We start from the raw sequence: 25,749 nt of genomic DNA, 5'->3' as shown, positions 1-25,749 counted from the left end.
GCAATCCTTATGATTTTGAAGAAATTTCTTCAAAGTTGACATTATGGTTGGTGTAAATACAGATATCTCCCGCTATCGCGAGGGCTTTTTCCGCGATTTCGCGAGCGCTTAAGTCTGTATTTTCGAGAAGGGCGCGTGCTGCTGATTGGGCATATGGACCACCAGAGCCAATCGCAATCAGGTCATTTTCAGGCTGAACGACGTCGCCATTACCCGTAATAATTAATGAAGTGTGTTCATCAGCGACGGCAAGCAGTGCTTCTAATTTGCGCAGCATGCGGTCGGTACGCCAATCTTTGGCTAATTCCACCGCCGCTTTAGTGAGGTGTCCTTGATGGAGTTCAAGTTTGCGCTCGAACAGTTCAAAGAGTGTGAATGCGTCTGCGGTGCCACCGGCAAATCCTGCAATGACTTTGTCGTTATATAAACGGCGTACTTTGCGGACATTGCCTTTCATGACGGTATTACCCATCGTCGCCTGTCCATCACCACCGATTACAACTTGGCCATTACGGCGAACACTTACGATTGTTGTCATGAGTTAGCCCCTGGTTGTATTACAAAAAGAATGCAGTTGATTTCATTTTTTGATAGATAAATTTCAAGTGATAATGGTCTATTCACTATCACTTGAAAGAGATTGATCTCAAAAATAACTGCTTACGAGTATGTTAAAACAGTAGATGGGGGGGCGGCGGGGATTTTTCAACCCCCAGAAGCACGAAGAATACAACCACTCACACCAACGCCTGCTGCACGGTCACGCATGTTTTCAGCGGTGGACTTAGAATATGGGCCTAATACGATGCGATGCCAGCCACCACCTGCGGTGACGCGACTTTCGATACCTGCAAATGCGAGAGTGGCACGTACTGACTCAGCCTGTTCTGCTGTTTTAAATGAACCGCATTGCACGAGCATATTCTGCATTTTATTCACAGGAGCTGTCTCAGGTTTAGGTTCAGATTTCACTTCCGGTTTTGTGACAGGCTGAGCTTGCTGAACTGGCGCAACTGGACGTGTTTCCGGTTTTTGCTCAATAATCGACGGTTTGCGTTGAGTCGGAGTTTCAACGGGCTTAGCTGGTTCATTGATCACCACTTGTGAGCGCGGTACCGGCTTACCATTAAATGGCACTTCTTGCAGGTTGGTCACAGGTTGACGACGATCAGAATCCATTTGTTCTAACAACTGGCGCTGTTCGGTAGTGAGATCAGACTGACGAATATTGCCGCTATTTGTGCTAGGTTGCGATGGCGAAGTGTAATCTTGCCAAGGCTCTTCCAGCTCCCTTTTATAGCGCCAAGGTTCTTCAGGTTTAGGTGGCAGCGTGCTACCCGGTTTTGCAGCTTGAGTGGGGAGTGCAGTTTGAGGCGCTTCTTTTTTATTATGAGTAATAAAAAATAGCCCACCAACGAATAACACCACAATAGCGACCGCCACAATTAATGTGGTTAGCGGTAGCCCTTGGGCCTTCTTCGATTTGCCTTTGCTTTTTTTACGAGCGGACGACCGTCCTCGAGCTACATAATCTTTTTGTGCCACGCTATTAATTCACTAGTTGTCAGTTGTTAATCGTTATTTAGGTCATATGTTACTTAACCTTAACGATTTTGCCTAGCATTTAGGCGCTTTTGTACTCTCTCTAACGATTAAATCAGAATCTAGGAGACGAGAACCTGCGGTGACACTATTTCCGTGTAGCTGCTCTAGTAATAATAGCATCGCATGGCGACCAATTTCCCTGCGAGGGTGATTGATGGTCGTCAGTGCGGGTAATGTATATTTGGCTTGCTCAAGGTTATCAAAGCCGACAAAAGAGATATCGTCTGGAATGTTCAGACCCATTTTCTTCGCTTGCCACATGGCACCGAATGCCATGATATCAGTATGGCAGAAAACGGCAGTCGGTGGCTCTGGTAAAGAAAGTAATGTTTTTAATGCTTCAGCGCCGCTTTCATGAGAGAAATCTCCACGTACAATATAGCTCTCTCTTAGCCCTTCTCCGGTGCGTAACATGGCTTTTTTATACCCTTCTAAGCGGTATTGGCTATGTGGCATCTCTTCAGGTCCTGCGATACAAGCAATACGTTTATGACCTTGTTTTAGCAGGTAATGGGTAGCATTGAAGGCCGCGGTGAGGTTATCAATATGCACCGTTGGGAGTTTTAACTCTGGCGCGAATTCGTTAGCCATCACAATTGGCGGTAGATTTTTTTGTTCCTCGGTTGAGACATCAAACGGTAAGTTAGAGCCCAACAGAACCATGCCATCAATCTGTTTGGTAATGATCAGGTTGATAAAGGCATTTTCTTGTTTCTGTTGATGTTTACAGTCACCAATCAGCACAAAGTAACCTTCGTGAGCAGCCACTTCTTCAATACCGCAGATCACATCGCTGAAGAATGGATCGCTAATGTCTGGGACGATCGCGAGAATAGTTTTGGATTCATTGCGTTTATAGCTGCGGGCAAGGTTATGAGGATAATAGCCAACATCTAAGACGGCTTGCTCAACTTTTTGGCGTGTTTGCAGGGAGACTTTTTCAGGGTTCATCAATGTCCGAGAAACGGTGGCTGTTGATACGCCAGCTGCGTTCGCGACATCTTTCATGGTCGCCGTATTATTGTGCTTTTTACTTTCCACAACGCCTTCCTTTATCTATTTAATCGATTGCTTTTTTTTGAATGGCGCGAACACGTCATTTTGTTAATTAAAAGACATTCTAAAGAGTTTCACAATAATATCTGTTACCTAGTTTGCATAAAAAGTGTGACTTGCATCATTTTTTAGAGCTGCCTCGCAAATTTTGAAAATAGTTATAGTGATATCCACTTAATCCAAATTCTTCATCCATGTATTTATGGCAAAAAATGACGGTTTAGTTATTGTTGTCAGTTAGTTACAGTACCTATTTTTCAGGTAAATTAGTGCTGTTAACCATCCGTAGGGTCCACATCAACATTCCATTTTACCTTGCGGCTTTCCGGTTGTTTTAGTAACTCAGGTAATAATTGCGCCATAAACTGTTGCAGATAGGCGCGTGATGGATGTTGCAATAAAAGCTGCCAGCGAAAACGTCCGCCTCGTTTGGCTTGAATAGACGGTGCAGGGCCTAGAATCCATAAACGCGAGTCACTTTGTGGGTGTTGGCTAATATATTGGCGAACATTCTGTAAAAATTGCCGTGAATCCTGATTATTATGATCTTCAGAGCGGATCAAAATATGGCTAGTGAACGGAGGGAGCATTGCCACTCGGCGCTCTTCAAGGGCTTCTGCGGAAAAGGCGTTATAGCCACTTTCTAGTAAGGTGAGCAAAAGCGGGTGCTCAGGGTGGTGAGTCTGTAAGAACACTTCCCCCTGCTTACCTGCTCGTCCTGCTCGTCCGGATACCTGAACATATAATTGTGCGAAACGTTCGGCGGCTCTAAAATCGCTAGAAAATAAGGCGCCATCAACATCCAGCAATGCCACGAGCGTCACATCAGGGAAGTGGTGTCCTTTCGCCAGCATTTGTGTGCCAATCAAAATTCGCGCGCCGCCTTCATGGACAGCGTTCAAGTGTTGCTCTAGTTCGCCTTTACGGCTGGTGGTATCTCGGTCGATACGAGTCACAGGTACATCTGGAAATAGCTCGGAAATCCCTTCTTCCAGTTGCTCGGTTCCCATCCCGACAGGCACTAAATGCGTCGACCCACATTGCGGGCATTGGCGTGGGACAGGGCGTTGGCTATCACAGTGGTGGCAGCGTAACTGATGAAAATTTTGGTGCAAAGTATAGTAATGATCGCAACGCTGGCATTCCGCTATCCAACCACATTCATGGCAGATAAGCGCAGGTGAATAACCTCGACGATTTAAAAATAAAATTACCTGATTATTTTGTGCGAGGTGATTTTTAATATGTTGGATCAGTAAATGGGATAGTCCAAATTTAAGTGGCTGCCCTTTTAAATCAATCAAATGCTGCTCAGCGGGGCGGGCGTTTCCTGCACGGATAGTGAGATTTAATTGACGATATTTATTCTGTTGAACATTGCTCAGTGTTTCGAGTGATGGCGTCGCAGTTCCCATGATAATTGGGATATTTTCTTTTTTTGCACGGAAAACCGCCAAATCACGGGCATGGTAGCGCCAGCCATCTTGCTGTTTATACGAACTGTCATGCTCTTCATCGATAATAATAATGCCAAGACGAGCAAATGGCGTGAACAAGGCAGAGCGAGTCCCGATGATAATGCCGTTAGAACCTTGCTTTGCCCGTAACCAAACCGCTAAGCGTTCACTGTCATTGAGCGCAGAATGCAGCACATCCACAGGAACGTTAAAGCGTTCACGGAAGCGATTAATAGTTTGTGGTGTTAAGCCAATTTCGGGGACTAATACCAAGGCTTGTTTACCTTGAGCCAGAATATTTTCTAACACACTCAGGTAGACTTCGGTTTTTCCCGATCCGGTGATCCCCGCCAGTAACCACGGCGAAAAATTATCATCTTCTGCGCGAATTGCGCCTACAGCAGTAGCTTGTTCGCTATTGAGTCGTAAACGTTCTCCACTCACGGCAAACTGTGATTGCCATTTTTCCGCAACTGGTTGAACAGGGTGCAACTCGGCATACTGTTTTTTCTTTAATGCTTGCAGGGCGCTTTCACTGATTTCAAGCTCACTAACTTGATGGCGATAAACCGGACGGCGGCGTAAGAGCGCTAATGCTTGCTGCTGTTTTGGGGATCGTTTTAGCTCATTCAGATCCACCGCTTGGCCTTCTTCAGTCACTTGCCATTGCCAGATCGGCGTAAATTCAGCGGGTTTCCCTTGGCGTAATAGGGTCGGCATCGCGTGAAATAATACTTCGCCAATTGGGTAATGATAATATTGAGATGACCATAGCAGCAGCTGCCAGAGATCGTCGGGGAACAGGGTTTTTGAATCTAATACCAGCTCCACGGCTTTGAGTTGGTCTTCGGGAAATTCGCTTTTATCGCTCAGATTGGCAACCACACCAAGGGCTTGGCGTTTGCCAAAAGGCACCATAACTCGCCCACCGATGACGGGGACTGGCATATTTGCACCCAAGAGATAATCAAATGTGCGATTTAAAGGAACAGGTAACGCCACCTGAACGACGATCATAGCTGGATTTCCGTCTGTTTTTTGTACAAAAATATGAGGGTATTCTGTTAGAGTACCACAAAAATCATGCTATTTTCATTGCGTGATAAACAGATTTTCTGTATGATCCGCCGCCTTTGGTATCAATTAATTTTGTTTTGCCAATAAACTAAATTTAATCAACACGACGTGTGGTGTCCGGCGTTAGGGCTGGAATGGCGACACGGCCTTATTAGAGGTTCTCCCATGAAAAAAGGTATTCACCCTAAATACGAAGAAGTTACTGCAACTTGTTCTTGCGGCAACGTAATGAAAATCAACTCAACAGCTGGTCACTCTCTGAACCTGGACGTTTGTGGTAACTGCCACCCGTTCTATACTGGTAAACAACGTGATGTTGCTACCGGTGGTCGTGTTGATCGCTTCAACCAGCGTTTCAGCATCCCAGGTGCTAAAAAGTAATAAAACCTGTCACGTTGAAGTTGATTTAACGTATTCAGTAAGAAAACCTGTTCAATTGAACAGGTTTTTTATTGCCTAAAATTCGTCAATTGAGCTGTTAAAAACGGTAGGCGACTCCAAACATAAAGTCATGGCTGGCGAGATTGAATTGGGATTTGTGGGTATCACCAGGATCAAATGCATCTTTAGTTGTGATCTGATACTTCCCTGCATCTAAGAAACGATAACTCATATCAAATAATAAATTGTCGCTCCATGCATATTGACTACCGAAGCCTATACTCCATGCTAATTTATTAATTCTTTCCGATGCTGAATTCAGGTCTGTAGATTTACTACTAGGCGTTTGGAGAAATGTTTGTAGTTCTCTATCATATCGAGTACTTGCCAGACCTAATCCAAAAGAAATATAAGGTGTAAACTGAGTCTGGTTTTTCATATCGTAGTATCCATTTAGCATCACTGTTGTGAGAGTTGCTTCATTTTTCATATCTGTAGATGCATCTATGCCAGATGGAGTAGAAACCTTAGCAACATTATAATTATTTTGAATTTTCCCTCTCATACCAAGCTCTAATTCACTACGAATAGGCAGTGAAAATTGATCGTAAAAGTTATAGCCAATAGCAAGGTAATTACCAAAAGCAGAATGACTTTTATCACTAAAATTGATGGTACTAAAATTGGGATCGCTGAGACTTGCGGATTTGAGCTTTGAATCATACATATTCAAAACTGATACACCAATTTTACTGGATATATATACGCCGTTATTACTGGATGCTATTGCTAAATTAGCAAACAACAAGCAACTTGAAGCCAAAAGTAAATTTTTCATAATTAAGCACCAGTGAATGATTTCGGATGGAAACCTTACTGGAGTATAAGTGATGAAGGCGGGGTTATAGTCAGTGTAAGAAACTTCGAGGGATTGCGCTAAAAAGAGAGAATAAAATGAATATTCATCAGAATTAAATTCTGAATAATATGGATTATAAGAAATAAATTCTCATCATAATTGTAATATTTAGATTCAATGGCTGAAAGAAGTAGGTTGGCACCTCAAGAATATGTATTAAGGTGCCAACTGAAAATCCTTAGAAACGGTAAGTTATACCAAACATAATGTCATGGCTTCTCACTTTGACTTTAGAAGTGTTTTCTTGGCTATCTGCGTAGTAACTCGCTTCAGATTTTCCTGCATCTAAGAAGCGGTATCCCATATCTAATGAAACGTGATTATTCACTCTGTATTGCGAACCTAAGCCGACGCTCCACGCAAAATTAGTGGTGGTTTTAGATTTGGTGAATTTTTCATGAGTGAATTGGTTCATGCTAACAATATGTTCATTGTAGTCGTAGCGCATTTTGTGGTTAATGCTTGCCATACCTAACCCGACGTTCACGTAAGGGGTAAATTTGGTGTCATTTTTGAAATCATAATAGGTATTGAGCATTACCGTATTTAAGGTGATATCGGTTTTGACATCATCCGAGCTACTTAAATCGACGTGGTCGTTGTAGGACGCCAAGTTATGGCTTGTGGAGGCTTTTTCCCTCATCCCAAATTCAAGTTCGGTACGCAGAGGTAACGTGGTGGTTTTTGAAAAATCGTAACCGACGGCAATGTTGCCGCCGAAAACAGAATCATTGGTATTTCCGAGATTGGTTTTTTCAAATTCGTTATCGCTAGTGAGCCATTTTTGATTTGAAACTTGGACAATTGAAGCCCCGATTTTACCTGAGACATACAGGCTTTCTGCCCCTGCAAAGGCAGCACTAGACACCAAACTGAGTAGAGATACGGCAATAATTTTTTTCATTATAAATTCCATTTAGCTATGTATTCGAATCACGCAATATGAGTATAGATAACTATTAAATTTATCTATGCAGGATCCCCATAAAACTTGATATACAGCAGGCTTTATTGTTTTTTAATATAATTAAGCATTTAGCTGTAAAAATAGTCTTTAGAGGAAAGAAAAATCGCGCTTTATTTGACGGATGGCTTGTTCTTGAGATTAATCCATGGCAAAACGCGTACATTGGTTATCGGCAACAAATGAAATTGCTTAACAGTATGAAGATAATGAAAATAAATGATGGGTGGAGCAGAGGGTAAGAGTGTTATTGAGGTGAAATAGGTTGATAAGATAAGTCACACTCGACCCACATCAGTAAGTCGAGTGTTAAAGAAAGACGCGGAGGGATTAATATTCCCAAGTTTCTGGGTCAATACCCAGTTCACGCATGATCTCTTTTGCTGCTTCAGGGATCTCATCATTGCGTTCTTTACGCAAATCATCATCATCCGGCAGCGGTTGACCAGTAAACGCATGCAAAAAGGCTTCGCACAGTAATTCACTGTTAGTCGCGTGGCGCAAGTTATTGATCTGACGACGAGTACGTTCATCAGTTAAAATTTTCAGTACTTTTAAAGGAATCGATACTGTAATTTTTTTGACTTGCTCGCTTTTTTTGCCATGTTCAGCATACGGACTGACATATTCACCGTTCCATTCAGCCATGAGATACCTTGGATATATTCATTGATAATAAAATAATATACGAGTGTCAGTTTCCTGATCCTGAAGATGAATTTTTTTCAAGATACACTCAGCATACGGGTTAAGAATAAAGGGCTTAAGTTATTATTTAATGCGTATTAAAATCAATAAATTAAGTCTTTTTATATGCCGGTAAGGTGGTCTAACTATCCATTGGCACATAATTATTATGGCTGATTATTCCATTAGTTGTTATAAACGTAAAGAGGTTTAGACGTCCAGACATGTTGACGGCTAAATTTGCTTTGAGTATGATTTGAGCTATCCCATACTTGGAGAGACACTCATGACATACAAAGCATCCACTATCGCGATACATAATGGACTCAATGAAGACTCGCAATTTGGTTGCGTTGTTCCTCCCATCTATTTATCTAGCACCTATAATTTTACAGATTTCAATGAGCCAAGAACCCATGACTACTCCCGTCGTGGTAATCCTGGGCGAGATATTGTGCAGCGAACACTGGCACAGCTAGAAGGGGGAAGTGGTGCCGTGATGACTAACAGCGGGATGTCGGCTCTCCATCTATTATGCACGGTATTATTACAGCCGGGTGATTTGCTCGTTGCTCCGCACGATTGCTATGGCGGCAGCTACCGTTTATTTAATAGCTTGAGCCAAAAAGGGGCTTATCAGGTTGAATTTGTTGATCAAAGTGACGAATCTGCGTTGCAAGCGGCATTAGCGAGAAAACCCAAACTGGTACTCATTGAAACCCCAAGTAACCCGTTACTGAGAATTTACGATATCCAACATATTTCGACGCTTGCACATCAAGCAGGGGCTTTGGTGGTGGTGGATAACACATTTTTAAGCCCTGCATTACAGCAACCATTAGCGTTAGGTGCTGATTTTGTTGTACATTCTTGTACAAAATATCTCAATGGTCATTCAGATATTATTGCGGGTGCGGTGATTGCAAAAGAAGAGAAATGGGCTCTAGAATTAGCATGGTGGGCGAATAATATCGGTGTCACTGGCGGTGCATTTGACAGTTATCTGCTACTCAGAGGTATGAGAACATTGTTGCCTCGCATAAAACAGCAGCAGCATAATGCGGGTGAAATCGTAAAATATCTTAAAACTGAGCCGCTGGTGAAGAAAATATATTATCCTGCCTTGAGTGATCATCCGGGACATCACATTGCCGCCGCGCAACAATCTGGCTTTGGCGCAATGTTAAGTTTTGAATTTGCAGGCGATGAAGCGCAACTTCGTCAGTTTTTACAGGCGCTGAGCTTGTTTACATTAGCGGAATCTCTCGGTGGTGTAGAAACTTTGATTTCCCATACGGCGACCATGACCCATGCTGGCATGTCTCCTGAAGCGCGAGCCGCAGCAGGTATTACTGATAGTTTATTGCGCATTTCAGTCGGTCTTGAAGATAGTCAGGATCTTATCGCAGATTTAAGCCACGCATTTAAGGTTGCGTCATAACGTTAGCGGAGTTTTTGATGAGTGCAATAACAGCATTTGAGGTGATCCCTTGTCACCGACAGTTACACAAGTTTGGGGGAAGTAGCTTAGCTGATGTGAAATGTTATCAGCGTGTCGCCACCATTATGGCGAACTACAGCCAACCCGGCGATTTAATGGTTGTTTCTGCGGCAGGGAGTACCACAAACCAGCTGATAAGTTGGCTTAAATTAAGCCAGAGTGACCGTATTTCTGCCCATCAAGTGCAGCAAGCGCTACGCCGCTACCAGCAAGATTTGATCAGTGGTTTACTGCCTGAAGAGAAGGCTAATGAGCTCAATCAGCTATTTGTTGCGGATTTAGAACGACTCAGTGGGCTACTGGATAAACCTATCAATGATGCTGCCTACGCAGAAGTTGTGGGGCATGGTGAAATTTGGTCTGCACGTTTAATGTCTGCCGTGCTTGAACAGTTTGATATGGCAAGCGCTTGGCTAGATGCACGTACATTTTTACGTGCAGAAAGAGCAGCGCAGCCACAGGTGGATGAGGTTCAATCCCGCCATCTCCTACAGCAATTACTGGTGCAACATCCTCAGCGCCGTCTTGTGGTCACAGGGTTTATCTCCCGTAATCAAAAAGGTGAAACCGTCCTGTTAGGACGTAATGGCAGTGACTATTCGGCTACCCAAGTAGGGGCATTAGCGGATGTCGGCAAAGTCACTATTTGGAGTGATGTGGCAGGGGTATACAGTGCGGATCCTCGCAAGGTGAAAGATGCATGTCTATTGCCGTTATTGCGTTTAGATGAAGCGAGTGAATTGGCTCGCCTTGCTGCGCCTGTCTTACATACGCGTACTTTGCAGCCTGTTTCCGTCAGCAATATTGATTTGCAGCTGCGCTGTAGCTACCAGCCGGAGCAAGGCTCCACCAAAATTGAGCGTGTATTAGCCTCGGGGACGGGGGCAAAAATTGTCACCAGCCACAACGATGTGTGCTTAATTGAGCTGCGAATTGCTGCAGGGCGCGACTTCAACCAAATCTGCAAGGATGTGGATTTATTATTAAAACGCGTACAACTTCGCCCATTGGCGCGAGGCGTTCACCATGACCGCGCTATCTTGCAACTGTGCTACACCTCGGAAGTGGTGGAAAGCGCGTTGAATGTATTGGAAGAAGCGGCATTGCCTGGGTCTCTTTCATTACGTGAAGGTTTTTCACTGGTGGCTCTGGTTGGCGCTGGTGTGTGTAAAAAACCGCTGCATAGCCACCGTTTTTATGAAGAGCTTAAAGGGCAGCCGGTTGAGTTTATCTGGCACTCAGAAGATGGCATTAGCTTAGTCGCGGTACTGCGTACTAATCAAACTGAGCATATCATTCAAGGTATGCACCAAAGCTTATTCCGCGCCGAAAAGCGCATCGGCTTAGTATTATTTGGTAAAGGGAATATTGGCGCCCGTTGGTTAGAGCTGTTTTCGGTTGAGCAGCAAAATATTTCTGCTCGCAGTGACTTTGACTTTGTTTTGGCGGGTGTCGTGGATAGTCGCCGCAGTTTATTGAATTACCAAGGTATTGACCCAAGCCGTGCATTAGCTTTCTTTGATGATGAAGCGGTCGAGCATCAGGACGACAATCTGTTTTTATGGATGCGAGCGCACCCTTATGATGACCTGATTGTGTTGGATGTCACAGCCAGTGGCGAGCTTGCTAATAGTTATGTGGACTTTGCGAGTTACGGTTTCCATGTTATCAGTGCAAACAAACTCGCAGGGGCAGCGCCTACTCAGCAGTATCGTGAAATTCGTGATGCATTCGCCAAAACGGGGCGTCATTGGCTCTATAATGCGACCGTTGGCGCTGGGTTGCCGATCAACTACGCAGTGCGCGATCTCAAAGAAAGCGGTGACGCGATTCTGGCGATCAGCGGGATCTTCTCTGGCACATTATCGTGGCTATTCTTGCAGTTTGATGGCTCAGTGCCTTTCAGTGAGCTTGTCGAGCAAGCTTGGCAGCAAGGATTAACGGAACCGGATCCGCGCATCGATTTATCTGGGCAAGATGTGATGCGCAAGCTCATTATTCTGGCGCGAGAAGCGGGCTATGATATCGAACCGGATGATGTGCGCGTGGAATCGTTAGTTCCAGCGCAAGCGGAAACAGGCTCACTGGATGAATTCTTTGAAAATAGCGCCGTGATTAACGAGCAGATGCAGCAGCGCTTAGAAGCCGCGAAGGAGCTGGGGTTAGTGCTACGTTACGTGGCGCGGTTTGATGCAGTGAAAGGTAAAGCAAAAGTGGGTGTCGAGGCGGTTAAACCTGAGCACCCGTTAGCCTCTTTATTGCCGGGGGATAACGTTTTTGCCATTGAAAGCCGTTGGTACCGTGATAACCCATTGGTGATCCGTGGACCAGGTGCGGGTCGCGATGTGACCGCCGGTGCTATCCAATCTGACCTGAATCGACTTTCTCAGCTTTTATAAAATCAGTAACGCACGGGTTAGATAAACGCGTGCGTTCTCTTCATTTCCCAAATTTTCCAATTCCTATTTTATTCTTAAATAAGATTCATGACTTAAAAGTGCTGAATCGACGATAGATTGCGCTGACGCAATACTTAAATAAGAAAAATTAATAAAAATGGTGCTGTAATTAAATTTCAGAAAAATCACCCAAAGCGCTTTTTTTCTGATATGAATATAGGGTACAGGGTGAAATTCGCGGTCTGCATCACAAAACATAATTCTAGCCGACTGAAATTTTATTACAGGAAATCCAGCGCAGTTTGTTAACCGTTCATGAGAAGCGGGGTGGCATCCTGCCAACAGCACAAGATCAGGAGTCCCATGAATCAGCAATATTCCGCAATGCGCAGTAATGTCAGTATGTTGGGTAAGCTACTCGGTGATACCATCAAAGACGCTCTTGGTGAAGATATCCTCGATAAAGTCGAATCTATTCGTAAGCTATCCAAATCCTCCCGCGCAGGTAATGAAGTTCAGCGCCAAAAATTATTAATGACCTTGCAAACACTGACCAACGACGAGCTATTACCTGTTGCGAGGGCATTCAACCAATTCTTAAACTTAACCAACGTGGCAGAGCAATACCACAGTATTTCTCCCCACGGTGAAGCGGCGAGTAACCCTGTTGCCCTACAGAAATTATTTGGGCGTTTAAAAGAGCACGATTTTAGCCACGGTGATATTCAAAAAGCCGTTGAAGAGCTCTCTATTGAGCTGGTGCTGACCGCCCATCCAACCGAAATCGCCCGACGTACCTTAATTCACAAATTGGTTGAGGTGAACACCTGTTTATCCCAGCTCGATCATGATGATTTAGCGGATTACGAACGCAACAATATTATGCGTCGCTTACGCCAACTGGTGGCGCAATCTTGGCATACCGATGAAATTCGTAAAATTCGCCCTACGCCAATCGATGAAGCGAAATGGGGCTTTGCGGTTGTTGAAAACTCGTTGTGGGAAGGGGTTCCGGCATTTTTACGGGAATTCAATGAACAGCTTGAAGAGTCCATTGGGGCTGAATTACCTGTCGAAGCAAACCCAATCCGCTTTACGTCATGGATGGGCGGCGACCGTGATGGTAATCCGAATGTGACCGCGGAAGTGACTCGCCATGTTCTGCTATTAAGCCGTTGGAAAGCTGCCGATTTATTCTTGAAAGATATTCAAGTCTTGGTGTCAGAGCTTTCTATGACGGAAGCGACGCCAGAGCTGCGTGCACTCGCAGGCGGCGATGATGTGGATGAGCCTTATCGCCAAATTGCCAAAAATCTGCGTAGCCAACTGTTTTCTACATTGGATTATTTAGAGCGCCGAGTGAAAGGTGAGCAAGTTCTGCCACCAGCGGATTTACTGACGGATAACGCGCAACTTTGGGATCCGCTGTATACATGCTATCAATCGCTCGTTGCTTGCAATATGAGCATTATTGCTAATGGCTCACTGTTAGATACGTTGCGCCGTATTCGTAGCTTTGGTCTGCAATTGGTGCGTATCGATGTGCGCCAAGAGAGCACTCGTCATACCGAAGCACTGTCTGAGCTGACAGAATATTTGGGGCTGGGTAACTATGGCAATTGGTCAGAACAAGAGAAGCAAGATTTCTTACTGACTGAGTTGCAATCTCGTCGTCCACTGATCCCACAAGATTGGCAACCGACAGCAGAAACGCAAGAAGTATTCGAAACTTGCCGCGTTATCGCTAAAGCGAAGAATGACTCTATCGCCGCTTACGTGATTTCGATGGCGAAAGTGCCATCCGACGTTTTAGCCGTCAAACTCCTGCTAAAAGCAGCGGGTGCTTCCATTAAATTGCCGGTTGCGCCACTGTTCGAAACTCTGGAAGATTTAAATAACGCCGAAAGCGTGATGACTAAGTTGCTTAGCATTGAATGGTATCGTGAGCTGATTGATGATCGCCAAATGGTAATGATTGGTTACTCCGACTCTGCAAAAGATGCGGGTGTGATGGCAGCGTCATGGGCGCAGTATCGTGCACAAGATGCCCTGATTAAGTTGTGCGATAAAGAAGGCGTGAAACTGACACTGTTCCACGGTCGTGGCGGCACCATTGGTCGTGGCGGTGCGCCAGCACATTCCGCACTTCTTTCCCAACCACCGGGAAGCTTAAAAGGCGGGTTGCGTGTGACGGAACAAGGCGAAATGATCCGCTTTAAGTTTGGTCTCCCGCAAGTGACGATTAGCAGTTTAGCCATGTACGCGAGCGCTATCCTCGAAGCCAACTTATTGCCACCGCCAGAGCCAAAAGAAGAGTGGAAGGCAGTAATGAATTCGTTGTCAGACGTATCTTGCGCGATGTATCGCGATTATGTGCGTGAACAGCCTGACTTTGTCCCGTATTTCCGTGCGGCGACCCCAGAGTTAGAGCTGGGCAAATTGCCATTAGGTTCTCGCCCTGCAAAACGTCGTCCTACTGGGGGTGTTGAGACCCTTCGCGCTATTCCTTGGATTTTCGCGTGGACACAAAACCGATTGATGTTACCCGCATGGTTAGGGGCAGGTGCGGCGCTGAAACATGTCATCGAAAAAGAAAGTAAGCAAGCGGTACTGGATGAAATGTGGCAAGAGTGGACATTCTTCAAAACCCGTATTGCAATGCTGGAAATGGTGTATGCGAAAGCCGATCTATGGTTAGCGGAATATTATGACCATTGCCTCGTTGAGAAACGTTTATGGCCACTGGGACAAAAACTGCGTGACCAGTTATCCGAAGATATTAAGAGTGTTTTAGCGGTCTCTAAAGATGAAGCGTTGATGGCGGATTTACCGTGGATTGCGGAATCTATCGCCCTGCGTAATGTCTATACCGACCCTCTGAACGTATTGCAGGCTGAGCTATTACAACGCTCTCGTCAGCAAGAGCATCCAGACCCGCGTGTGGAGCAAGCGTTGATGGTGACCATTGCAGGTGTTGCGGCGGGAATGCGTAATACCGGCTAGTAATTGATTACGTTATTTATAATTAGTGATAAGTAAAAGGCTGCCAATTGGCAGCCTTTTTCGTTTATGGTCGAACGTTATTTTTTGTTCTGATCATTATGGATCAAATGATAAGGCGAACGCGCCCGTGGATGAATAAAGAAATGGTTCGTTGGGGCATTGTGAGTTTTGATATGCACCATGGAGACGTTGGTGGATTTTCCTACTTTATTGTGGAATGCATAAATCACAAAAGGCAGCAGGAAGATAATTACAAAACTGACCGCGAGCAGCGTCACGTAAGTCGTATCATCTGCCCCGCCCGGCAATGAACTTGGTGGGAAGAATGACACCACAAATGCCAGAATTGAGATCACTAACCCAACAAACGCGATTAACAATTTAAAGCTTTTACCGCCCGGAACGTTGAATGCCCGTTTTTTATCAGATTGTTTGCAGACTAAATGCATATAACCGAGGAACAGCATAAAGTAGCTACACAGATAAATAACAACGGTTAATGCCAGCGCTATCAGGAAGGACATATTCCCGCCGCCGCCCGTGTTAGTAAGGACAATAATCGCCACCGTGGTGATCAATAATTGGGAAATCACTAACGTGACTGGCACGCCATTTTTATTCACTTTGGCAAAGCTTTTCGGCAGAATTCCTTTTTGTGCAGCGACATACATCCCACGGGAAGGTCCCACAATCCAAGAGGCAATTTCCGCTAATACGCCGAGTAATAGCAACGCGGCAATAATCCGTACTGCCCACTCTAAAGTGGAATTAAAGTGGGTAACGAGAACCTCAAAGGTTTGTACCACACCAGCAGATAGGTTGATTTCGCTGTTAGGGATCACGGCAGCAACCGATAAACCGCCAATAGAGCTTAAGCAAATCGCCGCAATCATCAGTAAAAACATTGCTGCAGGATAATCTCGACCAGGGTTTTTCATTTCGTTGACGTGGGTTGCAGAGGCTTCAACACCCATGTAGCTGAGAATAAAGGCGACAAAGACCACTAATGTGCCGATTTGAGTGAAGTCAGGAATAAAGGTTTTTGTGCTCATCTCGATAGCTAAAGGCGCACCGCTTGCCAAGTAGCTAATCGCTAGCCCAACGAGAATGAGAGCCGGTAATAAAATCCCAGCAAAGAAACCGACTTTTGCGATACTTGCTGTATATTTTGTTCCACCAAATTGGGTAAAGGCGAGAACCCATAAAATCACCAGAGCGCCGATGGTTTTGGTGATGGGATCAGTATTGAGTTCTGGCCAATTTAATATGTAGGATAGGGCGCCGAGTACAAAGTACAGCATCGGAATAAAACCTATCGCAATTTGTAGATAACCAAATGAAATCGCCGCAAATCCCCAACGCTCTCCCAATGTGTTGGAAACCCACGCGAAAATCCCTCCTTCTTCCCAACCTTCAACGGTGGCCATTTCGGCAGCACATAAGGCTACGGGGATGAACCATAGCAATCCCCCTAAGAGTAAAAAGAAGACTAAACTGAAACCCGATGTGGCGAATGTCGGATATTCATAGACCGCCATCACCATAGACGCGGTGATCGCAAAAAAACCTAACAAGGTGAGTTGTTTTGCGGCTGGAGCTGTTGTTGACGTCGCCATGCCTATTCTCCTGTCATATGTTTTACGAAGTCAGTCGGCGCATAAATGAATACGCCGACTGGATAAACGACTAAGGATTAGCTGTGATTGAAACCGCCGCTTTCTTCTTCAGAAAGTGGTGTACTGACAGGGTGTTTCTCGAAATATTCGAGGGTGCGTTTGAAATCTTCGATGAGCAGTGAGGCGAGGTCTAGGCTGACACCATGACGGACTAAAATACGTTGGATCACCAGGTCTTCACGGTTTGCAGGCATTGAGTAAGCGGGAACTTGCCAGCCGCGACTACGTAGTTTGTCTGCAATATCATATAAAGAGTAGTTACTAGTTTTCGCTCCGTCTTTTAATTTCCATGCCAGCGCTGGGATACCTTTGGCACTATCGCCATCAAAGATCATCTCAAATGGACCCAGTTTTTCAATTTCACGGGCAAGGTATTGCGCGGTGGCATAGCAAGCATTATGAATTTTAGCGTAGCCTTCGCGACCAAGACGCAGGAAGTTGTAATACTGTGCAATGATTTGTCCACCTGGACGAGAGAAGTTTAATGCGAAGGTTGGCATGTTACCGCCAAGGTAGTTCACATTGAAAATTAGCTCTTCTGGGAGGTCTTTCGCTTCACGCCAAATTACCCAACCGGCACCTAATGGCGCTAAACCAAATTTGTGTCCAGATGCGTTGATGGATTTAACACGAGGTAAACGGAAATCCCATTCCAGGGTAGGCGCGCAGAAAGGCGCGAGGAAACCACCACTTGCACCATCCACATGAATAGGAATGTCTAAGCCAGTTTCTTTTTGCAGTTTATCTAATGCATCATGAACTGCTTTCACTGGCTCATATTGGCAAGTGAACGTCACACCTAAAGTCGGAACGACACCGATAGTATTTTCATCAACGCGTTTGAGAACTTCTTCAGGGCTCATGATCAGGCGGTCGCCTTCAAGTGGAATTTCACGCAGTTCAACATCAAAATAACGGGCAAATTTATGCCAACAAATTTGGACAGGACCACAGATTAAGTTAGGTTTATCGGTGGGTTTTCCTTTGGCAGCTTGTTTTTTACGCCATTGCCATTTTAACGCCAGCCCCCCTAACATTGCGGCTTCTGAAGAGCCAATTGTTGAGCAGCCTAATGTATTGAGTGCGTCAGGAGAGTTCCATAAGTCAGCGAGCATATGCACGCAGCGGTTTTCAATTTCAGCGGTTTGCGGATATTCGTCTTTATCAATCATGTTTTTGTCGATAGAGAGATCCATCAAACTGCGAATTTCGTCATCGACCCATGTTTGGCAAAATGTCGCTAAGTTTTGTCGGGAATTACCATCTAGCATTAGCTCATCACGTACTGCGCTAAATACATTTCTCGGGTCGCTTTCTTTGATTGGGAATTTCGTTTTTGGTAAGGATTGGGATAAATCAAATGAAGCATAAATATCATCTAATTCACTATATTTTGAAGATACTGATTTATTATTCATACAACGAATCTCCTCAATAATTGAGATGTTATTACTAGGAATGATCAATAATCTTATATTTTCATATAAGCATAAAAATAAATTAGAATAAAGTTCTTTAAACGAAAGTCTTATTTTAATAGCGGTTGTTTTGATTATTTGTTTTTATGGTAAATATGATTTAAATTCGAAGTTAATCAGGTATAACAATTTATCAACATTGTTAATCTGCGTTTTCACTACGTCATTCAATGTGAAAAAATGAGTTGCATCAATGGGATATGTGGTTTCTTTGGTTTTGTAAGCTATTGAAAAATAATATTTTCATTATCAGGTAAATAATGGTGAATAAGGATAAAATAGCGTTTTATGTGATTTTTAATGATATTAATCAGCGCATCACTAAACGACTATTTGTTTTGGATTGATCTAATTTCGGGTTTTTAATTAAATATTTTCTGCATTTTAATTCTATTTGGGCATATTTAAGGGATTATTTATTCCATAACTTTAATATCTAGTCTAATAATGATTGGTTTTAGCCTGCATTAACTATGGAAAATGGAATTATAGAGAATGGCGATAAATAGAATAGAGGGAGGGGAATATAACTGGGTTAATTCACGATAAATGAATTAACCCGATAAGTGATAGGAATGAAGTGGTTACTTCAACCTAACACCCAATTATTTTGGTCTAACGCCTAATGTGTGGCAAATGGCGTAAGTCAATTCAGAGCGGTTTAAGGTGTAAAAATGGAAATCTTTTACGCCTTCACGACTTAAAATTTTCACCATGTCCATGGCAATTGACGCACCAACAAGATTACGACTTTCAGGGTCATCATCTAAGCCTTCGTACATTCTATTCATCCAACTTGGGATGCGCACATTGGTGATTTTGGCAAAACGTTCTAGCTGGCGAAAGTTAGAGACTGGCAAAATTCCCGGTACGATTTCCACATCAATGCCTGTTGCTACGCATCGGTCACGAAAACGTAGGTAGCTTTCAACATCGAAGAAAAATTGAGTAATGGCACGGTTGGCTCCGGCTTCAATCTTTTTCTTCAAATTGATTAAGTCTGCCTGAGCACTTTTAGCTTCAGGGTGCACTTCGGGGTAAGCGGCGACGGAAATGTCAAAGTCGGCTTCAGTTTTCAGTAATTCAACCAAGTGCTCAGCATACATGTCGGGCTTGCGGCTGTTATCAGGGAGGTCTCCCCGTAATGCCACAATATGGCGAATACCGTTATTCCAGTAATCGCGCGCGATGGTTTTTAGTTCATCAGGGCTGGCATCGATGCAGGTTAAGTGCGGTGCTGCCACTAATCCTGTTTTATCTTTGATATCTTTAATGATGCTATGGGTTCTATCTCGCTCACCGGAGTTAGCACCGTAGGTGACAGAGACAAAATTTGGTTTTAAGACCTTGAGCCTATCGATAGACTTCCACAATGTTTGTTCCATTTCTGCTGAGCGAGGTGGGAAAAATTCAAATGAGACATTAATCTGCCCATCTAATTCAGCTAAATTTTGGTTCAACGCCTCGCGCTGATTTGCGTGAAAGAAACTCATACCCTGTGACCTCGCCTCAAGAAACTCATTATTTAATGATTATTTTCGTTATTCGATTATATGCACTCTTTTGTACTTCTATACGTTTAGACGTCTAAATAGAGATTACGCGATATTGAGTGAGAGTCAACTCCTAAATCAAATTTGGAATTGATGTTTTTTCAGGCGCAACAAGAGAAAAATTCATGATGGGGAAATGCGGAGCCAAGTGACTCCGCATGCAGTACAACATTATTCAGTAAAACAGAAGTGCTCGACCATTTGGCTGATGAGTTGGCGGGTTGGTTCAATAAAGCTCATATCGATGAACTCATCAGGCTGGTGGGCTTGTTCAATAGAGCCGGGACCCAGCACCAGTGTTGGGCAGAGTTCTTGGATAAATGGCGCCTCCGTACAGTAGTTCACGGTTTCCGCTTTTTTACCTAATAACTGCTCAATGACTGCCACCATTTTATGATCTGTGGGGCATTCGTAGCCGGGGATCGGTGGGTGCATCTCTTCAATGGCTAAGCGACCCGGCCATTTTGCACGAACGGGTTCGAGAGTTTCATTGAGTAGCTCGTCCAGATCTTGCAACGTTAAACCTGGTAGTGGGCGAATATCCATATGTAATTCACAGCAACCACAAATTCGGTTTGCTGCATCACCACCATGAATATGACCGAAGTTCATGGTTGGATAAGGGATCACAAACGCAGGGTTGTTATAGCGCTCTTTCAATGTATTTCTTAAGGTCATTAAGTGAGAGATAGATTCATGCATTAATTCAATGGCATTAACGCCTCTATCTGGATCACTGGAATGCCCAGATTGACCTGTAATGCGAATGGCATTGGAAAGATGCCCTTTATGCGCGCGAATAGGCTGTAATGATGTCGGTTCACCGATGATGGCGAAATCAGGGCGTAATTGCGTGCTGGCGGCAAAGAAGCGAGCGCCAGCCATCGAGGTTTCTTCATCTGCCGTGGCGAGAATATGCAAAGGACGTTTTAAGGTACTGAGGTCAACATCTCGCAGTGCATCAATAATAAAGGCAAAAAAGCCTTTCATATCTGCGGTGCCTAGCCCATACAGTTTGCCATTATGTTCGGTGAGCTTGAACGGATCTTTAGTCCAGCGACCGTCATCAAATGGGACGGTATCCGTGTGACCACATAGCATCAACCCTCCGTTACCCTCGCCAATCGAGGCTAACAGGTTATATTTATCTCGGGTATCAGGGACCGGTTGAATATTCACAGTAAAGCCTAAGGTTTCTAACCATCCACCTAATAGCTCCACCAGCGCTCGGTTACTCTGATCGAGTTGCGAATCAGTCGCACTAATCGACGGAGTGGCGATTAATTGACGATAAATCTCAATAAATGCAGGTAATTTAATATTCACTGTTGACAGCCTTTATCCATAATAGTATCAATATTCATGCACTTTATTTGAATAAAAATACACATTAAACTGTTTGGGTCACGAGTACAAGGTAGAAAACACATGTTGAACACACTCATTGTCGGGGCCAGTGGTTATACTGGAGCAGAATTAGCCGCATACTTACAACGTCACCCCGATATTCATCTTTCTGGGCTGATGGTTTCCGCACAAAGTGCGGATGCAGGTAAATGCTTTTCTGATTTACATCCCCAGTATAAAGGCATTATCGACCTTCCGGTTCAGCCGCTTACTGATGTGGCTGAGGCTGCAAAAGGGGTCGATGTTGTTTTCCTCGCGACCGCCCATGAAGTGAGCCATGACATCGCGCCCCAGTTTCTTGAAGCGGGTTGCGTGGTGTTTGACCTTTCGGGTGCTTATCGTGTTCAAGATGCGGCGTTTTATCCGCAATACTACGGTTTCGAACATACAAATACCCAGTGGTTAATGCAAGCAGTTTACGGTTTAGCGGAATGGCAGGCAGATAAAATCCGTCAAGCTCAGCTGATTGCGGTACCGGGGTGTTATCCAACGGTTTCTCAACTTTCATTAAAGCCACTGATTGAAGCGGATTTGCTCGATGAAAACATGTGGCCAGTCATTAATGCGACCAGTGGCGTTTCAGGGGCAGGACGCAAAGCTTCCATGACGAACAGCTTTTGCGAAGTGAGCTTACAGCCTTACGGTATTTTCACTCACCGTCATCAACCTGAAATCGCGACGCATCTAGGTAGAGATGTGATTTTCACGCCACATTTAGGCAATTTTGCACGGGGCATACTGGCGACCATCACTTGCAAAGTGAAAGCCGGCGTTACAGCGGAGCAAATTAGCCAAACATTTAAAGATGCGTATCACAACAAACCGTTAGTTCGTTTATATGACAAAGGGGTTCCTGCACTGAAATCGGTGGTTGGCACGCCATTTTGTGATATCGGCTTTGTATTGAAAGGTGAGCACCTGATTTTAGTGGGTACAGAAGATAACCTATTAAAAGGTGCCGCAGCGCAAGCTGTTCAGTGCATGAATATTCGGTTTGGTTTCAACGAAACGCAGTCATTACTTTAATGCTCTTATGGCAATTTATTAAGGATAAATCTCCATGCAACCTTTAGTCATTAAATTGGGTGGTGTGTTACTCGATAGCGAAGAAGCCCTAGAAAGATTATTTACGGCGATCCAAACCTACCGTCAGGCTCATCAACGTGAGCTGGTAATTGTTCACGGTGGTGGATGTCTAGTTGATGAATTAATGCAAAAACTGCAATTACCCGTTGTGAAAAAGCAAGGATTGCGCGTTACGCCAGCAGACCAAATCGACATTATTACTGGTGCGTTAGCCGGAACGGCGAATAAAACTTTGTTGGCATGGGCGATTAAACATCAATTGCAAGCGGTGGGTTTATCCCTTGGGGATGGACACAGCGCAGTGGTTACGCAAATTAATGATGAGTTAGGCCATGTGGGTAGCGCGAAAGCGGGTGATGCGAAGTTACTGAAATTATTACTGTCTGCGGGATATTTACCCATCATTAGCTCTATCGGGATCACCGAAGAGGGGCAACTTATGAACGTCAATGCAGACCAAGCCGCGACAGCGATTGCCCAAGCACTGAATGCAGATTTAGTCCTGCTTTCTGATGTGAGCGGTATTTTAGATGGTAAAGGTCAAAAGATTGATGAAATGACCACCGCCAAAGCCCAGAAACTTATCGATCAAGGCATCATCACTGATGGAATGATAGTCAAAGTGAATGCGGCTTTAGAAGCGGCTTCCACATTGCAACGTCCGGTGGATATTGCAAGCTGGCGCCATGCGGAGCAATTGCCATCATTATTTAATGGCACCGCGATTGGCACACGAATTCTTGCTTCTTGAATGAAGAACTGAGCAAGCAAACAGACAAATCAAACATTTATTTTAAAAGAATTGGGACAGGTAATTTATGAAAAAGGGCATTAAGAAGATTGTATTAGCATACTCCGGTGGATTAGACACGTCGGCTATCATTCCATGGTTAAAAGAGAACTACGATGACTGTGAGGTCGTGGCATTCGTTGCTGATGTGGGTCAAGACAGAGAAGACTTAGTCGGTGTTGAGAAAAAAGCCCTGCAATCAGGTGCTTCTGAATGCTATGTGGTTGATCTGCGTGAAGAGTTTATCAAGGAATATATCTACCCAGTACTGAAAACGGGTGCATTGTATGAAGGTAGCTATTTACTGGGTACGTCAATGGCGCGTCCAATTATCGCTAAAGCGCAAGTTGAAATCGCATTGAAAGTTGGCGCAGACGCAGTCGCGCACGGCGCAACCGGTAAAGGTAATGACCAAGTGCGTTTCGAAAGCACTTACACCGCTTTAGCACCACAACTGAAAGTGGTTGCGCCATGGCGTGAGTGGGACTTACGTTCCCGCGAAGCTCTGCTGGATTACCTGAAAGAACGTAATATTCCAACTACCGCTAGCTTAGAGAAAATCTACAGCCGTGATGAAAACGCATGGCACATTTCTACCGAAGGCGGCGTATTAGAAAGCACATGGAATGCAGCCAACCAAGATTGCTGGGTATGGACGGTTGATCCGAAAGACGCACCGGATGAAGCTGAGCTGGTGACTGTGGGTGTGAAACACGGTGAAGTGGTTTCTGTGAACGGTAAAGCCCTGTCTCCATTGGGGTGTTTAGAAACATTAAATACGCTGGGTGCAAAACATGGCGTGGGTCGTATCGATATCGTAGAAAACCGTTTAGTGGGTATGAAATCCCGTGGTTGCTATGAAACCCCAGGGGGCACCATTATGATGGCTGCGCTGCGTGGTGTTGAGCAATTAGTATTAGACCGCGATAGCTACAAATGGCGTGAGCAGTTAGGTCTAGAAATGTCTTATGTGGTGTATGACGGTCGCTGGTTTGCGCCACTGCGTCATTCTCTGCAAGCAGCGGCAGAATCCCTGGCTCAGGATGTGACGGGTGAAGTGGTTCTGAAACTGTATAAAGGGCAAGTGACTGCTATCCAGAAAAAAGCGGATAAGAGCCTGTACTCTGAAGAGTTTGCAACATTTGGTGAAGATGAAGTTTACGATCACAGCCATGCTGGTGGGTTTATCCGTCTCTATTCACTCTCTTCACGTATTCGTGCGCTGAAAGAACAGAACAAAGCAAAATAGTTTTATCAGAATGACCCCGACAGCCAGATAGGGCTGTCGGGCAGACACTTATTTTATCAATCAGGTAGGGACTCGTTATGGCACTTTGGGGTGGACGTTTTAGTCAGCAGGCAGATCAACGGTTTAAACAATTCAATGATTCACTGCGTTTTGATTATCGCTTAGCTGAGCAGGATATTATTGGCTCTGTGGCATGGTCAAAAGCGTTGGTCACAGTTGGCGTGCTGTCTGATAGCGAGCAAAAATCTCTCGAGCAAGCACTCAATGCGCTATTGGCTGAAGTGCAAGCCGAGCCTGAGATTATCTTGCAAAGCGACGCCGAAGATATCCATAGCTGGGTCGAAGGTAAACTGATTGATAAGGTCGGTGATTTAGGGAAAAAACTGCACACAGGTCGTAGCCGTAATGACCAAGTTGCGACAGATTTAAAACTGTGGTGTAAAGGCCAAGTGGCGCTGTTATTAGAAGCTGTGACTGAGTTACAAAAAGCGCTGGTCATCACTGCTGAACATAACCAAGATGCCGTGATGCCAGGCTATACCCACTTACAACGTGCCCAGCCAGTGACATTCGCTCATTGGTGTTTAGCGTATTGCGAAATGTTGTCTCGTGATGAAAGTCGTTTGCAAGATACTTTAAAACGTTTAGATGTCAGCCCATTAGGGTGCGGGGCGCTGGCGGGTACAGCCTATGATATTGACCGCGAGCAATTGGCATCATGGCTAGGTTTTTCCTCCGCAACGCGTAACAGTTTAGATACAGTTTCTGATAGAGACCATGTGTTAGAGCTGTTATCCGACGCAAGTATCGGTATGGTACATTTATCACGTTTTGCTGAAGATTTGATTTTCTTCAATAGTGGCGAAGCCGGGTTTGTAGAGTTATCTGATAAAGTGACTTCAGGTTCGTCGCTGATGCCGCAAAAGAAAAATCCTGATGCATTGGAGCTAATTCGTGGTAAATGTGGCCGTGTTCAAGGGGCATTAACCGGCATGATGATGACACTGAAAGGATTACCGCTTGCCTACAACAAAGATATGCAAGAAGACAAAGAAGGGTTATTCGATGCTCTCGATACGTGGTTAGATTGTATGCATATGGCGGTACTTGTTCTGGATGGTATTCAAATTCGTCGTCCTCGTTGTGAAGATGCAGCAAAACAAGGCTATGCAAATGCGACCGAGCTGGCTGATTATTTAGTCGCAAAAGGCGTTCCATTCCGTGAAGCTCACCATATTGTGGGTGAAGCTGTTGTGGCTGCGATAGCGCAGGGGAAAGCATTAGAAGAAATGGCATTAAGTGATTTGCAAAAATTCAGTGCAACTATCCAACTGGATGTGTATGAGATTTTATCTCTGCAGTCTTGTCTTGATAAGCGATTAGCAAAAGGTGGGGTATCTCAAAAGCAGGTAGCAAAAGCCATTGTAGATGCGAAAACTCGCTTGAAGATGTAAATAAAGA

Annotated in this window: 19 protein-coding genes; 8 read left to right on the top strand and 11 right to left on the bottom strand. The window is 44.5% G+C overall.

Going from position 1 to position 25,749, the window contains the following annotated elements:
* Positions 1-7: 7 nt before the first annotated feature.
* From hslV to priA, 4 genes are all read right to left on the bottom strand, one after another.
* Positions 8-538, bottom strand: a complete 531-nt coding sequence (hslV, locus tag M5X66_RS17420; RefSeq protein ID WP_006660514.1) for an ATP-dependent protease subunit HslV — start codon at positions 536-538, stop codon at positions 8-10.
* A 167-nt stretch (positions 539-705) separates the two neighbouring features.
* Positions 706-1,545: a cell division protein FtsN gene (gene ftsN / locus M5X66_RS17415; RefSeq protein WP_036950859.1), complete on the bottom strand. Its 840-nt coding sequence runs from the start codon at positions 1,543-1,545 to the stop codon at positions 706-708.
* Between the two features lie 72 nt (positions 1,546-1,617).
* Entirely contained in the window at positions 1,618-2,646 is a 1,029-nt protein-coding gene (cytR, locus tag M5X66_RS17410) for a DNA-binding transcriptional regulator CytR (RefSeq protein WP_036950860.1), read from the bottom strand.
* Positions 2,647-2,936: 290 nt separating this feature from the next.
* Positions 2,937-5,135 (bottom strand): primosomal protein N', encoded by a 2,199-nt coding sequence (gene priA, locus M5X66_RS17405; protein WP_270103752.1) that lies wholly within the window; start codon positions 5,133-5,135, stop codon positions 2,937-2,939.
* A 225-nt stretch (positions 5,136-5,360) separates the two neighbouring features.
* On the opposite strand from priA, the gene rpmE reads away from it, so the two are divergent.
* Positions 5,361-5,576: a 50S ribosomal protein L31 gene (gene rpmE / locus M5X66_RS17400; RefSeq protein WP_036950864.1), complete on the top strand. Its 216-nt coding sequence runs from the start codon at positions 5,361-5,363 to the stop codon at positions 5,574-5,576.
* A 97-nt stretch (positions 5,577-5,673) separates the two neighbouring features.
* Here the strand turns inward: rpmE and M5X66_RS17395 are convergent, their stop codons facing one another.
* The 3 genes from M5X66_RS17395 to metJ all read right to left on the bottom strand — a co-directional run bounded on the left by M5X66_RS17395 (position 5,674) and on the right by metJ (position 8,107).
* Positions 5,674-6,414 carry an outer membrane protein gene (locus M5X66_RS17395; protein WP_036950866.1) on the bottom strand — a complete coding sequence of 247 codons (741 nt, stop codon included), beginning with the start codon at positions 6,412-6,414 and terminating at the stop codon, positions 5,674-5,676.
* A gap of 259 nt (positions 6,415-6,673) precedes the next feature.
* A complete protein-coding gene (locus M5X66_RS17390; protein ID WP_108479180.1) occupies positions 6,674-7,399 on the bottom strand; it encodes an outer membrane protein in 726 nt (241 codons plus the stop codon).
* Between the two features lie 390 nt (positions 7,400-7,789).
* Complete coding sequence (gene metJ, locus M5X66_RS17385; protein ID WP_036950870.1) at positions 7,790-8,107, bottom strand: met regulon transcriptional regulator MetJ; 318 nt, start codon at positions 8,105-8,107, stop codon at positions 7,790-7,792.
* Positions 8,108-8,432: 325 nt separating this feature from the next.
* Between metJ and metB the strand changes: the two genes are divergently transcribed.
* From metB to ppc, 3 genes are all read left to right on the top strand, one after another.
* Entirely contained in the window at positions 8,433-9,587 is a 1,155-nt protein-coding gene (gene metB, locus M5X66_RS17380) for a cystathionine gamma-synthase (protein ID WP_036950872.1), read from the top strand.
* Between the two features lie 17 nt (positions 9,588-9,604).
* Entirely contained in the window at positions 9,605-12,046 is a 2,442-nt protein-coding gene (locus M5X66_RS17375; RefSeq protein ID WP_108479183.1) for a bifunctional aspartate kinase/homoserine dehydrogenase II, read from the top strand.
* A gap of 363 nt (positions 12,047-12,409) precedes the next feature.
* Positions 12,410-15,049 carry a phosphoenolpyruvate carboxylase gene (ppc, locus tag M5X66_RS17370; protein WP_270103751.1) on the top strand — a complete coding sequence of 880 codons (2,640 nt, stop codon included), beginning with the start codon at positions 12,410-12,412 and terminating at the stop codon, positions 15,047-15,049.
* 77 nt (positions 15,050-15,126) lie between these two features.
* Here the strand turns inward: ppc and gadC are convergent, their stop codons facing one another.
* The 4 genes from gadC to argE all read right to left on the bottom strand — a co-directional run bounded on the left by gadC (position 15,127) and on the right by argE (position 21,082).
* Complete coding sequence (gene gadC / locus M5X66_RS17365) at positions 15,127-16,665, bottom strand: glutamate:gamma-aminobutyrate antiporter (RefSeq protein WP_036950880.1); 1,539 nt, start codon at positions 16,663-16,665, stop codon at positions 15,127-15,129.
* Positions 16,666-16,742: 77 nt separating this feature from the next.
* A complete protein-coding gene (locus tag M5X66_RS17360; RefSeq protein WP_036950882.1) occupies positions 16,743-18,143 on the bottom strand; it encodes a glutamate decarboxylase in 1,401 nt (466 codons plus the stop codon).
* A 665-nt stretch (positions 18,144-18,808) separates the two neighbouring features.
* A complete protein-coding gene (gene metF / locus M5X66_RS17355) occupies positions 18,809-19,696 on the bottom strand; it encodes a methylenetetrahydrofolate reductase (RefSeq protein ID WP_036950884.1) in 888 nt (295 codons plus the stop codon).
* 231 nt (positions 19,697-19,927) lie between these two features.
* On the bottom strand, positions 19,928-21,082 hold the full coding sequence (argE, locus tag M5X66_RS17350; protein ID WP_036950886.1) for an acetylornithine deacetylase: 1,155 nt from the start codon (positions 21,080-21,082) through the stop codon (positions 19,928-19,930).
* A 102-nt stretch (positions 21,083-21,184) separates the two neighbouring features.
* Here argE and argC point away from each other — a divergent pair, with 102 nt between their 5' ends.
* The 4 genes from argC (at position 21,185) to argH (ending at position 25,742) form a co-directional block, all read left to right on the top strand.
* Entirely contained in the window at positions 21,185-22,189 is a 1,005-nt protein-coding gene (gene argC, locus M5X66_RS17345; protein ID WP_108479185.1) for an N-acetyl-gamma-glutamyl-phosphate reductase, read from the top strand.
* Positions 22,190-22,223: 34 nt separating this feature from the next.
* Complete coding sequence (argB, locus tag M5X66_RS17340; protein ID WP_036950890.1) at positions 22,224-23,000, top strand: acetylglutamate kinase; 777 nt, start codon at positions 22,224-22,226, stop codon at positions 22,998-23,000.
* Between the two features lie 67 nt (positions 23,001-23,067).
* Positions 23,068-24,288 (top strand): argininosuccinate synthase, encoded by a 1,221-nt coding sequence (locus M5X66_RS17335; RefSeq protein WP_036950892.1) that lies wholly within the window; start codon positions 23,068-23,070, stop codon positions 24,286-24,288.
* 77 nt (positions 24,289-24,365) lie between these two features.
* Complete coding sequence (gene argH, locus M5X66_RS17330; protein WP_036950894.1) at positions 24,366-25,742, top strand: argininosuccinate lyase; 1,377 nt, start codon at positions 24,366-24,368, stop codon at positions 25,740-25,742.
* Positions 25,743-25,749 lie beyond the last annotated feature (7 nt).

This window comes from Providencia sp. PROV188 (genome assembly GCF_027595165.1).
Classification (GTDB): Bacteria; Pseudomonadota; Gammaproteobacteria; order Enterobacterales; family Enterobacteriaceae; genus Providencia; species Providencia lanzhouensis.
The sequence above is the reverse complement of the archived record's forward strand: the minus strand, read 5'-3'. Positions and strand labels throughout refer to the sequence as shown.

Coding starts and splice junctions, on each gene's coding strand:
- M5X66_RS17395 (WP_036950866.1), bottom strand. CDS start 6,414: ATGAAAAATTTACTTTTGGCTTCAAGTTGCTTGTTGTTTGCTAATTTA.
- argC (WP_108479185.1), top strand. CDS start 21,185: ATGTTGAACACACTCATTGTCGGGGCCAGTGGTTATACTGGAGCAGAA.
- M5X66_RS17375 (WP_108479183.1), top strand. CDS start 9,605: ATGAGTGCAATAACAGCATTTGAGGTGATCCCTTGTCACCGACAGTTA.
- gadC (WP_036950880.1), bottom strand. CDS start 16,665: ATGGCGACGTCAACAACAGCTCCAGCCGCAAAACAACTCACCTTGTTA.
- M5X66_RS17390 (WP_108479180.1), bottom strand. CDS start 7,399: ATGAAAAAAATTATTGCCGTATCTCTACTCAGTTTGGTGTCTAGTGCT.
- metJ (WP_036950870.1), bottom strand. CDS start 8,107: ATGGCTGAATGGAACGGTGAATATGTCAGTCCGTATGCTGAACATGGC.
- hslV (WP_006660514.1), bottom strand. CDS start 538: ATGACAACAATCGTAAGTGTTCGCCGTAATGGCCAAGTTGTAATCGGT.
- priA (WP_270103752.1), bottom strand. CDS start 5,135: ATGATCGTCGTTCAGGTGGCGTTACCTGTTCCTTTAAATCGCACATTT.
- argB (WP_036950890.1), top strand. CDS start 22,224: ATGCAACCTTTAGTCATTAAATTGGGTGGTGTGTTACTCGATAGCGAA.
- metF (WP_036950884.1), bottom strand. CDS start 19,696: ATGAGTTTCTTTCACGCAAATCAGCGCGAGGCGTTGAACCAAAATTTA.
- metB (WP_036950872.1), top strand. CDS start 8,433: ATGACATACAAAGCATCCACTATCGCGATACATAATGGACTCAATGAA.
- rpmE (WP_036950864.1), top strand. CDS start 5,361: ATGAAAAAAGGTATTCACCCTAAATACGAAGAAGTTACTGCAACTTGT.
- M5X66_RS17335 (WP_036950892.1), top strand. CDS start 23,068: ATGAAAAAGGGCATTAAGAAGATTGTATTAGCATACTCCGGTGGATTA.
- M5X66_RS17360 (WP_036950882.1), bottom strand. CDS start 18,143: ATGAATAATAAATCAGTATCTTCAAAATATAGTGAATTAGATGATATT.
- argH (WP_036950894.1), top strand. CDS start 24,366: ATGGCACTTTGGGGTGGACGTTTTAGTCAGCAGGCAGATCAACGGTTT.
- ppc (WP_270103751.1), top strand. CDS start 12,410: ATGAATCAGCAATATTCCGCAATGCGCAGTAATGTCAGTATGTTGGGT.